Source organism: Microbacterium sp. NPDC058062 (assembly GCF_042885375.1).
GTDB classification, from domain to species: domain Bacteria; phylum Actinomycetota; class Actinomycetes; order Actinomycetales; family Microbacteriaceae; genus Microbacterium; species Microbacterium trichothecenolyticum_C.
On record NZ_JBHVSC010000001.1, the window covers coordinates 744,394 to 757,293 of the forward strand.

The 12,900-nt window shown below is 70.8% G+C and carries 12 protein-coding genes and 1 tRNA gene; 1 reads left to right on the top strand and 12 read right to left on the bottom strand.

Annotation, left to right across the window (positions count from 1 at the left end; all coding sequences use genetic code 11):
• Positions 1-6: 6 nt before the first annotated feature.
• The 8 genes from ACFVSU_RS03300 to ACFVSU_RS03335 all read right to left on the bottom strand — a co-directional run bounded on the left by ACFVSU_RS03300 (position 7) and on the right by ACFVSU_RS03335 (position 8,355).
• Complete coding sequence (locus tag ACFVSU_RS03300) at positions 7-2,505, bottom strand: DEAD/DEAH box helicase (protein ID WP_387137964.1); 2,499 nt, start codon at positions 2,503-2,505, stop codon at positions 7-9.
• Complete coding sequence (gene tatC / locus ACFVSU_RS03305; RefSeq protein ID WP_387137967.1) at positions 2,502-3,269, bottom strand: twin-arginine translocase subunit TatC; 768 nt, start codon at positions 3,267-3,269, stop codon at positions 2,502-2,504. Before tatC ends, ACFVSU_RS03300 begins: the two co-directional genes overlap by 4 nt.
• A 66-nt stretch (positions 3,270-3,335) precedes the next feature.
• Positions 3,336-3,581: a Sec-independent protein translocase subunit TatA gene (gene tatA, locus ACFVSU_RS03310; protein WP_116193575.1), complete on the bottom strand. Its 246-nt coding sequence runs from the start codon at positions 3,579-3,581 to the stop codon at positions 3,336-3,338.
• A gap of 67 nt (positions 3,582-3,648) precedes the next feature.
• Positions 3,649-4,611 (bottom strand): helix-turn-helix transcriptional regulator, encoded by a 963-nt coding sequence (locus ACFVSU_RS03315; RefSeq protein ID WP_387137970.1) that lies wholly within the window; start codon positions 4,609-4,611, stop codon positions 3,649-3,651.
• Positions 4,608-5,603 carry a helix-turn-helix transcriptional regulator gene (locus ACFVSU_RS03320; protein WP_387137973.1) on the bottom strand — a complete coding sequence of 332 codons (996 nt, stop codon included), beginning with the start codon at positions 5,601-5,603 and terminating at the stop codon, positions 4,608-4,610. The genes ACFVSU_RS03315 and ACFVSU_RS03320 overlap by 4 nt, the downstream gene beginning before the upstream one ends.
• A gap of 44 nt (positions 5,604-5,647) precedes the next feature.
• Entirely contained in the window at positions 5,648-6,613 is a 966-nt protein-coding gene (locus tag ACFVSU_RS03325; protein ID WP_387137976.1) for an FKBP-type peptidyl-prolyl cis-trans isomerase, read from the bottom strand.
• 9 nt (positions 6,614-6,622) lie between these two features.
• Positions 6,623-7,651, bottom strand: a complete 1,029-nt coding sequence (locus ACFVSU_RS03330; protein WP_310290628.1) for a tRNA (adenine-N1)-methyltransferase — start codon at positions 7,649-7,651, stop codon at positions 6,623-6,625.
• Positions 7,648-8,355: an HAD family hydrolase gene (locus tag ACFVSU_RS03335; RefSeq protein ID WP_387137979.1), complete on the bottom strand. Its 708-nt coding sequence runs from the start codon at positions 8,353-8,355 to the stop codon at positions 7,648-7,650. Before ACFVSU_RS03335 ends, ACFVSU_RS03330 begins: the two co-directional genes overlap by 4 nt.
• A gap of 92 nt (positions 8,356-8,447) precedes the next feature.
• Between ACFVSU_RS03335 and ACFVSU_RS03340 the strand changes: the two genes are divergently transcribed.
• Complete coding sequence (locus tag ACFVSU_RS03340; RefSeq protein ID WP_310290623.1) at positions 8,448-9,323, top strand: PAC2 family protein; 876 nt, start codon at positions 8,448-8,450, stop codon at positions 9,321-9,323.
• Between the two features lie 36 nt (positions 9,324-9,359).
• On the opposite strand, the gene ACFVSU_RS03345 is transcribed toward ACFVSU_RS03340, so the two are convergent.
• From ACFVSU_RS03345 to ACFVSU_RS03360, 4 genes are all read right to left on the bottom strand, one after another.
• The gene (locus tag ACFVSU_RS03345; protein ID WP_310290621.1) at positions 9,360-10,181 is read right to left on the bottom strand and encodes an undecaprenyl-diphosphate phosphatase; all 822 of its coding nucleotides are present in this window, start codon (positions 10,179-10,181) and stop codon (positions 9,360-9,362) included.
• Between the two features lie 57 nt (positions 10,182-10,238).
• Complete coding sequence (locus ACFVSU_RS03350) at positions 10,239-11,534, bottom strand: M20/M25/M40 family metallo-hydrolase (protein ID WP_387137984.1); 1,296 nt, start codon at positions 11,532-11,534, stop codon at positions 10,239-10,241.
• Between the two features lie 58 nt (positions 11,535-11,592).
• Positions 11,593-11,677 (bottom strand) — tRNA-Leu (locus ACFVSU_RS03355).
• A gap of 81 nt (positions 11,678-11,758) precedes the next feature.
• Positions 11,759-12,847: a VIT1/CCC1 family protein gene (locus ACFVSU_RS03360; RefSeq protein ID WP_387137987.1), complete on the bottom strand. Its 1,089-nt coding sequence runs from the start codon at positions 12,845-12,847 to the stop codon at positions 11,759-11,761.
• Between the last annotated feature and the right edge of the window lie 53 nt (positions 12,848-12,900).

Consider the following 12,900-nt stretch of genomic DNA (forward strand, 5'->3'; position numbering starts at 1 on the left):
GCGCCGCTAGACCCCCGAGTACGCGACGATGCCGCGGCGCACGGCATCCAACGCCTTGCGAGCCGTCCCCGCGATCGGCTGATCGGCGACGATCGACAGCTGGTCGAGCAGGTCGATGGTCTGCTTCGACCAGCGCACGAAGTCGCCGGCGGCCATATCGGCCTCGATCAGCACGCGGTCGAGCATGCCGCCGCGGGCCCACGTGTGCATGGCCTGCGCGAGGCCGGCCGACACCGGTTCGGTGCCGGGGAGCCGGTGCTCCTGCTCGAGGTCGTCGAGCTCCTGCCAGAGCGACAGCGTCGCCTCGAACGCCGGACGGAACGCGCCGCGCGGCAGCCCCCGCTCCCCTGGGCCGCCGTCGTCGCGCCTCGGCTCGTACACGAGCGAGCACGCCAGAGCCGCGAGGGAGGCGGCATCCAGGTCCTTCCAGATGCCGCGCCGGAGCGACTCGGCGACGAGGAGGTCCCGCTCGCCGTAGATGCGGCGCATCGTGCGGCCGGCAGGCGTCAGCGCCGTCGCGCCGGCTTCGTCGATCGACACGTACTCGAGCGCGCCGAGCACGTCGACGACGCGGTCGAAGATGCGCGCCACAGTGCCGGTGCGCGTCTCGATCTGGCGGCGCAGCTTGTCGACCTCGCGCTTGAGCTTCCAGTACCGCTCGGCCCACCGCGCGTGGTGCTCGCGGTCGGGGCACTGATGGCACGGATGCCGCTGCATCTGCTTGCGCAGCGTCGCGATGTGACGCAGCCGCTCGTCGCGCGTGCGCCGCGACGCGTTGGCGTCCTTGCGGTTGAGCTTCTCGACGTCGCTCAGCTCACGACGGATGCGGGAGTACTCGGCGAAGTCGCCGCGATCGCACGTCATCGCCTTCGCGTAGCCGGCGAGCGACTCCTCCTGCTCCTTGACCTGCCGGGCGAGCCCGACGACCGCACGGTCGGCCTGGAACTGCGCGAACGACGACTCGAGGATCTCCCGCGCCTTGGCCCGGCCGAACTGGTCGATGAGGTTGACGGCCATGTTGTACGTCGGCCGGAAGCTCGAGTTGAGCGGGTATGTACGGCGCGAGGCGAGGGCGGCCACGGCCTGCGGGTCGAGGCCCTCGGTCCACTGGATGACCGCGTGACCCTCGACGTCGATGCCGCGGCGGCCGGCACGGCCGGTGAGCTGCGTGTACTCCCCCGACGTGATGGCGACGCGGGCCTCGCCGTTGAACTTCTCGAGCTTCTCGAGCACGACGGTGCGCGCGGGCATGTTGATGCCGAGCGCGAGCGTCTCGGTGGCGAACACCACCTTCACGAGCTTGCGCTGGAAGAGCTCCTCGACGACCTCCTTGAACGCCGGCAGGAGGCCCGCGTGGTGCGACGCGACGCCGCGTTCGAGGTTGTCGCGCCACTCCCAGAACCCCAGTACGGCGAGGTCCTCTTCAAGGAGGGTGCGGGTGCGCTCCTCGATCACCGCGCGGATCTCGCGGCGCTCGTCCTGGGAGGTCAGCCGCACACCGGCACGGCGCACCTGCTGAACGGCCGCGTCGCAGCCCGCCCGGCTGAAGATGAAGAAGATCGCCGGCAGCAGATTGGCGCGCGAGAGCAGCTCGACGACGTCGGGGCGGTCGAGGCGCTCGATCCGCTGCACGTTCGCGGACCGCACGGGCCGCTTGCCCCCGCGGTTCGGACGGCGACGGGATGCCTCGTACCCCGCCTGCCGGGCACTGTTCGCCGCCTGCACCCGATGATTGCGCTCGAAGTTCTGGCCCTTGAAGGAGCGGATGCGCATGAGCTCCTGGTTGACCTGGGCCGTCGCGATGCCGGCGCGGTCGTCGAAGAGCGGCAGCAGGTCGCCGCGCACCAGCACGTGCTGCTCGAGGGGTACCGGGCGGGTCTCGGAGACGATGACCTCGGTGTCGCCGCGCACGGTGTCGAGCCAGTCGCCGAACTCCTCGGCGTTGGAGACGGTGGCCGACAGCGAGATCAGCCGCACGCTGGGCGCGAGGTGGATGATGACCTCCTCCCACACGGCGCCGCGGAAGCGGTCGGCGAGGTAGTGCACCTCGTCCATGACCACGTAGCGGAGTCCGCGCAGCGCCGGGGAGTCGGCGTACAGCATGTTGCGCAGCACTTCGGTGGTCATCACGACGATGCGCGCGTTGCCGTTGATGTTGGTGTCGCCGGTGAGGAGTCCGACCTCGCCCTCGCCGTAGACCTCTTGCAGCTCGCGGAACTTCTGGTTCGACAGCGCCTTCATCGGCGTGGTGTAGAACGCCTTGTCGCCGGGCTCGCGCATCGCCAGATGCACCGCGAACTCGCCGACGATCGTCTTGCCGGCGCCGGTGGGCGCGGCCACCAGGACGCTGCGGCCCTCTTCGAGGGCGCGGCATCCTTCGATCTGGAAGGGGTCGAGCGTGAATCGCTGGGACGCGGCGAAGTCGGCTGTGATCGGGTGCGTCCGATCGAGGCGTGCCGATGCGCTGGCTCGTGCGTAACGTTCGGCGGGAGCGGGCTCGCTCACGAGACCTCGGGCGGCAGCAGGCCGGCTGCGCGATCGCGCTTGGCCTTGCGGCGGTCGAACAGCATCGACAGACCGACCGCGGCGAAGTAGAGCACGCACAGGATGCCCGCGAGCAGCAGCATCGAGGTGACGTCGGCGGCTGGCGTCGCGGCGGCGGCGAACACCGTGATCACGATGATGGCGACGCGCCAGCCCTTGAGGATGCCGCGGCCCGACACGACGCCCGCCAGGTTCAGGGCCACCAGGAACACCGGTGTCACGAACGAGACGCCGATCACGAGGAGCAGCTTGAAAACGAAGTCGTAGTACGTGGCGTAGTCGTAGAACTGCGCGATGCCCTGGTCGTTCGGCACGAAGTTGGCCATGAGGACGACCATGTGCGGCATGATCAGCCAGCCGACGTAGAGTCCGGCGATGAACAGCGGGATCGCGGCGGCGAGGAAGCCGACCGTGTAGCTGACCTCTTTGCGCGTCAGCCCGGGCATGATGAACGCCCAGATCTGCCACAGCCAGATCGGCGCCGAGATCAGCAGGCCGATCGCGAACGCGATCCGCATGTGCAGATCGAAACCGCTCGACACCGTCGTGAAGTTGAGCGCGATGTACTGGTCGCCGCGCTCGCCCGCGATCTGCATGATCGGCTGCGACAGCAGGTCGATGACCCAGCCGCTGATGAGGAATGCGACGACCATGCCGACGACGAGGCCGGCCGCGGCGATGAAGAATCGCCGGCGCAGCTCGCGCAGGTGCCCTCCGAGGGACATGCGCTTATCGCGCCGAGGCTGCTCAGGCTCCTCGATGCGCGGGGGATCCGTGGTGACCACGGTGGGTCAGGATGACGGGTCTGCGGTGCTGCTCGAGCTCGCGGGGGTGTCGGCCTTGGGGGTCTCCGACGCCACGTTCTCGGCCTTCGGCTTCGCCGTGGAGTCGTCCTCCTTCATCGCCTTCATCTCGCCCTTGAAGACCCGGGCGGACTGACCGAGGCTCTTGGCCAGAGCCGGCAGTTTCGCAGCCCCGAACAGGAGCAGGATCACCGCGAGGATGATCAGAAGGTGCGGCCATCCGAATGCGCCCATGCGGAATCTCCTTGTCGGTGCGGATGTGGGTCCAGTGTAACCCGATGCCGAGGGGTCATGACGGCCCTCACCGGTATTGCGCCAAGCCCGCGTCGGCCCATTCGGCGACGGCGCGGCGTGCGGCGACGGGCTCGAACACCTCCACGAGGCCGCCGCGGCGCGCAGCCAGACGGCGGAGGCTGAGCTCGTCGGCGACGCGCATGGTCGCGACCGTGACGCCGTCAGTCGTCTCGAGAGCCGCGCGGTCGAGGTAGTCCCCGAGCAGCGGCGCGACGTCTTCGGCGAAGCGGATGCGCGCGACCACGTCGCCCGCATCGGTGTCGAACCAATCCGGGGCCTGTTCGCCCGCGTGCGTGCTCGGGATGCCGGTGAGCTCGAGGTCGCTGACGCGGTCGAGGTGGAACGTGCGCATCGCCTCGCGGAGGTGGCACCAGCCCTGCAGATACCACTGCCCGCTCGCGATGTGCACCTTCACCGGGTCGACGGTACGGGTGGTGGGCGCCGCGTCGGGCGCCTTGTACGTGAACGAGACGGCCACTCCGCGCCGCAGCGCGTCGGACACGAGGTCGCGCACGGCGTCGACGGGCTCGGTCGCGAGAATCACCTCGGCAGGGATCCCCGAAGCACCCCGCGCGAGCTTGGCGAGCAGCCCGGCGTACAGGGCGGTGTCGCCCACTCCGGGGATCGACCGCGCCAGCTGCAGACCCGCGAGGAGGGCGGCCGCCTCGCGCGCCGTGAGCTTGGGCACCCGCTCGAGCCCGACGGAGTTCGTGATGACGATGAGGTCGCGCTCGTCGAGCAGGTCCCAGTCGATGTCGAACAGGTCGTTCGCCATCTGCCAGTACCCGCGGTCGCCAGGCAGCCCGATCACGGTGAGCTTCTCGACCATCGAGCGCATCTGCTCAGCCGAGACGTCGAACTCGTCGGCCGCCTCGGCGAGCGAGACCTCGCCCTTGCCGATCAGGTACGGCACGAGCTGGAGCATGAGGGCCGCGCGATCGGTCGCGACGAGCTGGCGCCGGACGCTCATGAGGTCCCCCCGTGGAGATCGCGGGTCGCCGCGAGCCGGTCGATGACGCGATCCCGCAGGTCCGCGGGCTCGACGACCCGCACTTCGGGGCCGTAGGAGGCGAGCTCGTCGGCGAAGATGTGCACGTCGACGTACGGCACGCGGATCCCCTGCTCGGCCGGCTGCGCGCGGCGCGCGAGGCGGAGCGCCGCCTCGGTGCCGGGGTTCACCTCCAGCAGCGCCGAGTTGCGCGCGGCGACCTCGTCGAGGCCCGCGAGCGCCCGGTCGCCGGCGCCTTCGCGCAGCGCCGGGTCGAACGACGCCCGGGTGACGGCGACGGGCCCGACGATGCGGGCGAGGAGGAACGTGCGGTCCTCTCGGACGTCGAGGTCGATGCCGAACACATGCCAGCGGCCCTCGTACTCGACGAGGGCGAGCGGCTGCACCCGCCGCGTGCGCGGTGCGGCCTCCCCCGGCTTGAGGTAGGGGAAGGTGACGACCTTGCTCGACTCGATCGCCTGCTGCAGGGCCGGGAACGCGGGGTCGCGCAGGCTCAGCCGCGGCGAGAAGCCGATGATGGGCTCGTCGACCAGGTCTCCGAGGGCGCGGATCTTGCGCAGGCCGCTGCGGGCGTCGTCCGACAGGGAGCTCTCGCTCCACACCCCGCCGGCGAGGGTCAGCAGCGCCAGCTCGGCCGGTGTGAACTCGATGTCCTCCGGCAGCTCGTATTCGGCGCTCGGCACGCGGTACCGCGCCTCGCGGAGGTCGTCGGGGTCGGCCCAGTCGCCGATCGTCTCGATCGGAACACCGAGGCCCCGCAGCGACTCCTTGTCGCGCTCGAACATCTTCTCGAGCGCATCCTTCGACGCGCCCGCCTCGCTCTGCTCGCGGTAGCCCGCGACGGAGGTCAGGATGGTGTCCTTCGTGAGGCCCTGATCGGTCGCGATGAGCGCCACCACGAGGTTCACCAGACGCTCCTCGGGCGGGATCTTCGCGGAGGCAGTGGCAGGCACCCGCCTATCCTATGGCCGCTCGCGTCGGCGTCGCCGAACCCCCGCTACTGCGCCGGCACCGCGTCGAGGCCGAGGATGTCGATCACGAACACCAGGGTCGAGCCGGCCGGGATGCCGCCCTGCGCCTGATCGCCGTAGCCCTGCTCGGGCGGCACGACGACCATCACCTGCGAGCCGACGGTCTGCCCCTCGAGCGCCTTCGCGAACCCGGGGACCACACCGTCGAGCGTGAGCGATGCCGGCTCGCCGTCCCACGTCGTGTCGAAGGGCTCGTTCTCGCCCCACACGACGCCCGTGTAGTGGACGCGCACCGGCTGGTCGCCGGTGACCTTCTCACCGTCGCCCTTCTTCAGCGTCTGGATCATCAGGTCGCTCGGCGCGGCACCGTCGGGGATGATGAGGCCCGGGCGACCGTCGGGCGCACGCACGACGCTCGGCAGCCCGAAGCCGCTGTTGAACTGGTTCTGGCCGTCGGCGGCGGCGAGATACACCTTGCGGAGGTCGATGACCGCGACGAGGGCGTCTCCGTCGTCGAGCCCGGCCTGTTCGGCGACGCCGTCGGCGAGGTCATCGGACGACAGCGCGATGGCGACGCGGGATCCCTCGGTGGCGCAGTGCAGAGCGTCCTCGAAGCCCGGGAAGTTGGCGAACTGCGCGACCGAGCCCACCCGCGACATGTCGCCGTCGTACGGGGTCGCGGCGAGCTTCTCGCCGGTCGTGCCGCTGAACAGCGCCACATCGAGCACGAGCGGCTGGTTGACGGAGGTGATGGCGGTGCCGTCACCCGTCACCACGTCCTCGTAGGCGAGCTCCGGCGCCTTCACGGGCGTGTACAGGTCGACCTTCGGCTCGTTCTCGGTGTCGCCGGTGACGGTGATGAGGTCCATCACGTCGGGGTTCGACACCTCGGGACGCGAGCAGTCGGACGCGGACGCGCCGGGCAGCGAGCATCCGGCCAGGCCGACGGTCACGAGTCCCAGGACAACCAGGGCAACGGGGATCTTGCGCACCGGGCTAGTTTAGGCGGACTCGTCGGGCGCGTCGGACCGTCCGGACGCCTGGCGGGCGCCCTCGGCGGCGCGCTCGGCCTCCCGGACGCGCTTGCGCAGGTTCTTGTCGGTGATCTGGCGGTCGCCGACGGCGCCGGGCGTCCACAGCTCCACGTCCTCGTCGCCGTAGCTCGACTTCGACGCGCGGCGCTTCACCTCGGGCGGGATCGCCCCGGGAGCGAGACGTCGCGCCCACACGAGGAAGCCGGTGTGCGCGACCATGCGGTGGTCGGGGCGCACAGCGAGGCCCTCGACGTGCCAGCCGCGCACCATCGTCTCGTTCGCGTCGGGCTCTGTGAACAGCCCGGTCCCGCGGATGTACTCCGCGACGCGGCTGAGCTGGGTCGCCGTCGCGACGTAGCAGACCACGACGCCGCCCGGCGTGAGCGCCTCGGCCACGGCATCGATGCACTCCCAGGGCGCGAGCATGTCGAGCACGACACGATCGACGGATGCCTCGGCCACGGTGTCGTTCAGCTCTTCGGCGAGGTCGCCCACGACCACGTCCCAGTTCGCCGGCACGTGCCCGGTGAAGGTCTCGACGTTCGCCCGCGCGACCGCGGCGAAGTCGTCGCGGCGCTCGAAGGACACGAGCCTCCCCTCGCTGCCGATCGCGCGGAGGAGCCAGAGCGACAGCGCTCCCGAGCCCACGCCGGCCTCGACGACCGTGGCGCCGGGGAAGATGTCGGCCTCGGCGAGGATCTGTGCGGCGTCCTTCGGGTACACGATGGCCGCGCCGCGCGGCATCGACATCACGAAGTCCCGGAGCAGCGGGCGCAGCGCCAGGTACTCGTGCCCGCCGCTGTTCGCGACGACGGACCCGTCGGGCTGGCCCACGAGTTGCGAGTGACGCAGGACACCGTGGTGGGTGTGCAGCTCGCCGCCTTCGCGCAGCGTGATGGTGTGCAGGCGGCCCTTGGGCCCGGTGAGCTGCACGCGGTCGCCGAGGCGGAAGGGGCCGCTGGGGCGCCCGCCGGCGAGTTCCTGGTCGTCGGTCATCGGGAGGTCTCCTCGGCGGGGTGCGGGGCGTGGACGCGGGCGCGGTGCGCGGCGTGGAACTCGGCGACGTGGGCGGCCGTGCGTCCTTCCAGGCTCTCCCAGAGCGTGTGTGCGCCGGCGCCGGTGAGCGACACCATGAGCGGCACGCCGATGACCGACGCACCCGAGGCGACGGCCGAGCGCAGCCCGTTGGGCGAGTCCTCGATGGCCACGACCTCATCGGGCGTGACGCCCAGCGCCTCGCACGCCTGCAGGTAAGGGTCCGGGAAGGGCTTCGGCCGTGTCGCATCGTCGCCGGCGACGACCACGTCGAACGCGTCGAAGTCGATGAGGTCGACGACCGTCTGCGCCATGCGGCGCATCGACATCGTCACGAGTCCGGTCTTGACGCCGGCCTCGCGCAGGCTCGCGAGCAGCTCGCGGGCGCCGGGCCGGAACGGCACGCCCGTGGCGGACAGCTGACGCATGACGTCCTCGGTGAGGTGGTCGATGATCGCGTCGGTGCTCATGCGCACGCCGGTCCCCTGCAGGATCCGGGCGGAGTCCTCGAGGCCGAGGCCGACCAGTCCGAGCGCCTGCTCGTGGGACCACGTCCCGCCGAAGCTCTCGATGAGGGGCGTCTCCGCCGCCATCCAATAGGGCTCGGTGTCGACGAGGGTGCCGTCCATGTCCCACAGGACGGCGGCGAGTCGGGGCGCGTTCACCGTGCAATCCTACCGAGGGGTCTCCGGCCTTCCGTGGGGGCAGGGGCATATCCTGGAAGGAACCCGCAGCGGATGCGGGTGAAGGGGGTCTCGTGGACGGACTGGGTCGTCGTGTTCTCGTCGCAGCGTTCGACGGCTGGAACGACGCGGGCGAAGCCGCGTCCTCGGCCATCACCCAACTGCGCGAGGGCGGCTCCTACGAGACCGTGTTCTCGGTCGATCCCGAGCTCTACTTCGACTATCAGTACACGCGTCCGCACATCGCCGCGGACGGCGACGGCCGTCGCACGCTCCGCTGGCCCGAGGCCACGCTGCTGCGCCCCGCACAGGCGACGCGCGGCACCCAGCTGTGGCTGCTCACCGGCGTGGAGCCTGCCCGCGCATGGCAGGCGTTCTCATCGGAGTTCATCGACATCGCCCTCCGCGAGGACATCACCGGGTTCGTCGCGATCGGCTCCATGATGTCGGACGTGCCGCACACCCGGCCCATCTCGGTCTTCTCCGGCAGCGACAACGAGAACCTGCGCACGGCGCTCGAGCTCGAGCGCAGCACCTACGAGGGTCCCGTCGGGATCCTCAGCGTCCTCGGCGACGCCGCCGAGCGCGCCGGGATCCCGACCGCGAGCCTGTGGGCGAGCGTGCCGCATTACGTCGCCGGGCACACGCCGTCGCCGAAGGCGACCCTGGCGCTCCTCGACCGGCTCGAGGACCTCACCGGCGCTCCTGTCCCCCGCGGCGATCTCGCCACGGAGGCCGCGGCATGGGAGGCCTCCATCGACGCGGCCGCGGCCGACGACGAGGAGATGACCGAGTACATCCACCAGCTCGAGCGCACGCGCGACACCTGGGACTCGCCGGAGGCCTCGGGAGACGCCATCGCGCAGGAGTTCGAGCGGTACCTGCGCCGTAGCGACGGCAAGCCGGGCGACGGGCCGAGCAAGCCCGGCCGCGACGACCCGCGCCGCTGAGCACACTGCGACGGGCTCAGCGGCCGGTCGCGCGTCCTACGGGTTGATGACGCCCATGCTCAGCAGCACCAGCAGGAGTGAGCCGACCGCCACGCGGTAGACCACGAACGGCAGGAAGCTGTGCTTGGAGATCCAGTTCATGAAGAACGCGATCACACCGAGCGCGACGATGAACGCGACCACCGTCGCCACGGCGGTCTCTCCGAGGGTGAAGACACCGGGCTCATCCAGGCTCTTGACCAGCTGGAAGAAGCCGCTGCCGAAGACGGCCGGGATCGCGAGCAGGAACGCGTAGCGTGCGGCGGCGGCCCGCTCGTAGCCCATGAAGAGGCCGGCGGTGATGGTTCCGCCCGAGCGCGACACGCCCGGGATCAGGGCGAGCGACTGCGCGAAGCCGTAGATCACGCCGTGACCCACGGTGATGTCCTGCAGCTTGCGCTTCTTGGCGCCGACGTGGTCGGCGATGCCGAGCAGCACGCCGAAGAAGATCAGCATGCCGGCGGTGATCCAGAGCGATCGCAGCACGGTCTCGATCTGGTCCTGGAACAGCAGGCCGAGCACCACGATCGGGATCGAGCCCACGATGATGAGCCAGCCGAGCTTCGCGTCGGGGTCGTTGCGCGGGATGCGGCCGAACAGCGCCCGGAACCAGTGTCCGATGATCCGTACGATGTCGCGCCAGAAGAAGACCACGACGGCCGCCTCGGTGCCGATCTGGGTGATCGCGGTGAACGCCGCTCCCGGGTCCTGCGCCGACGGCAGGAACTCGCCGAGGATGCGCAGGTGCGCGCTCGACGAGATCGGCAGGAACTCGGTCAGTCCCTGGACGAAGCCGAGGATGATCGCTTCGAGAAGCATGGGCGCCTTTCAGCCGTGCTGTGACGGATGCCGGGGGGCGAGGCATCCGTCGATCGATCAGTAGGTGCGGAGCAGATCCGTGAGGACGGCCTGGCCGAAGACCAGCGCGTCGATCGGGACGCGCTCGTCGACGCCGTGGAACATGCCGGTGAAGTCGAGGTCGGACGGCAGGCGCAGCGGCGCGAAGCCGTAGCCGGCGATGCCGAGCGCCGCGAGCGCCTTGTTGTCGGTGCCGCCGCCCATCAGGTACGGCACGACCGGGGCGCCCGGATCGTGACGGCCGAGGGCCGCGACCATGGCGTCGACAAGGTCGCCCGAGAACGGGACCTCGAGTCCGATGTCCTGGTGGACGATCTCGACCTCCACGCCGTCGCCGACGATGCGGCGGATGTCGGCGAGCGTCGCGTCCTCGGTGCCGGGAAGGGTCCGCACGTCGATGAGCGCCTCGGCCCGGTCGGGGATCACGTTGTGCTTGTAGCCGGCCACCAGACCGGTCGGGTTGGTGGTGGTGCGCAGGGTCGAGCGGAGGAACCCGGATGCTGCGCCCGTGGCCGCCGCGACGGCGTCGGGGTCGCCGGCGGACTGGCCGGTCAGCTCGGCGAGCCGCTCGCTCATCTCGCGCGACGTGTCGGTGAGGGTGACGGGCCACGCGGTGCGCCCGAGAGCCGCGACGGCCTCGGCGAGCCTCGTCACGGCGTTCTCGTCGTGCAGCTTGGAGCCGTGGGCGGCGCGGCCGCGTGCGACGAGGCGGATCCAGACCAGGGCCTTCTCCCCCACCTGCAGGAGGTACGCGTGGCGGTCGCCGATCGGGATGGAGTAGCCGCCGACCTCGCTGATGGCCTCGGTGGCACCCTCGAACCAGTCGGGGCGGTCACGGACCACGAGCGCGGATCCCTCGACGCCGCCGTTCTCCTCGTCGGCGAAGAACGCCAGGACGAGGTCGCGCTCTGGCTGCTCGCCGACGCGGAGGAGGTCGGCGACCGACGTCAGGATCATGGCGTCCATGTCCTTCATGTCGACGGCGCCGCGGCCCCACAGCATCCCGTCCTTCACGACGCCCGCGAAGGGATCGACGCTCCAGTCGTCGGCGATCGCCGGGACCACGTCGAGGTGGCCGTGCAGCACGAGTGCAGGCTTGTCGCGGTTGCGGCCAGGAACCCTCGCCATCACGTTGGTGCGGCGCGGGACGGGTTCGTAGAACTCGGGCTTCAGGCCCAGCGTCTCGAGGTAGGCGCCGACGTACTCCGCGGCCTCCCGCTCCCCGGCGGCGCGGCCGCCGCCGTGGTTCGTCGTGTCGAAGCGGATCAGATCGCGCGCGATCGCGGCGACTTCGGGGAGTTCGGCTTCGGGCATGCGGACAAACCTATCCTCTCGACGAAAGAAGGCCCCCTTTCGGGGGCCTTCTTCACTGTGCGCGAGGGGGGACTTGAACCCCCACGCCCTATACGGGCACTAGCACCTCAAGCTAGCGCGTCTACCTATTCCGCCACCCGCGCAGGTGGTTTTCGGTTTCGCAACCGAGAAATGACACTACCACCTCACCGGACGTTCAACGAATCGACGGCCGCCCGGGCGCGTCATCCCATCGAGACGCCGAACAGCAGGCCCAGGATGTACGTCACCGCGGCGGCGCCGAATCCGATCGCGAGCTGGCGCAGGGCACGCTTGAGCGGCGGGGCGCCCGACAGCAGGCCGACGGCGGCACCGGTCGACATCAGCGCGATCCCGACCAGCAGCAGTGCCACGACGACCGCGGTGAGGCCGGACAGCCCGAAGATCCACGGCAGCACGGGGATGATCGCGCCGGACGCGAAGAACAGGAAGCTCGACAGCGCGGCGGCCCAGGCGCTGCCCACCACCTCTTCGTGGTCGGCGACCGAGATCGGTCCGGTGTCGGTGCGTCCCTGACCGAGCGCGTGCGCGGCTTCGACGACCCGGCGGGCACGCGCGGACGCCTCGGCCTCCGGCATCCCGCGGGTCCGGTAGACGAGCGCCAGCTCGTTCGCGTCGATGTCGAGGTGCGGGATCGCGCCGTCGGCGTAGTCGCTCGGCTCCGTCGCCGCCAGCAGCTCCCGCTGGGAGCGGACCGACACGAACTCCCCCGCGCCCATCGACAGCGCGCCCGCGAGCAGGCCCGCGACGCCGCTGAAGAGCACGAACTGGCTCGAGACGCCGGTGGCGCCGATGCCCATCACGAGCGCGAGGTTCGAGACGAGGCCGTCGTTCGCACCGAAGACCGCGGCGCGGAACGTGCCCGACAGGCGTCGGCGTCCGCGGGCGGCGAGCCCGCGCACGACCTCGTGGTGGATCCGCTCGTCCGCCGCCATCGTCGGCGTCGCGAACGGCTCGTCGTCGTAGGGGGACCGGGCTTCGGCGTTCTGGGCGAGCGCCAGCACGAAGATCGAGCCGAAGCGCTTGGCCATCCAGCCGAGCAAGCGGGTGCCGACGTCGGCCCGCGGCAGTCGCGCCGGCTCGCTGCCGAGCAGCTGCAGCCAGTGCGCCTCGTGACGCCCCTCGGCCTCGGCGAGGGCCAGCAGGATCTCGCGCTCCTCCCCCGTGCGGCGTCCGGCGAGCTCGCGGTAGACGTGCGCCTCGGCACGCTCGTTGACGAGATACCGCGCCCAGCGGCGTCGATCGCGGTCGGTCGGTGCGGCGGGGGTGCTCACTCGGGCCTCCAGTCAGGGGTGCGGGACCCGTCCACGCTAGCCATCGCCTGAGG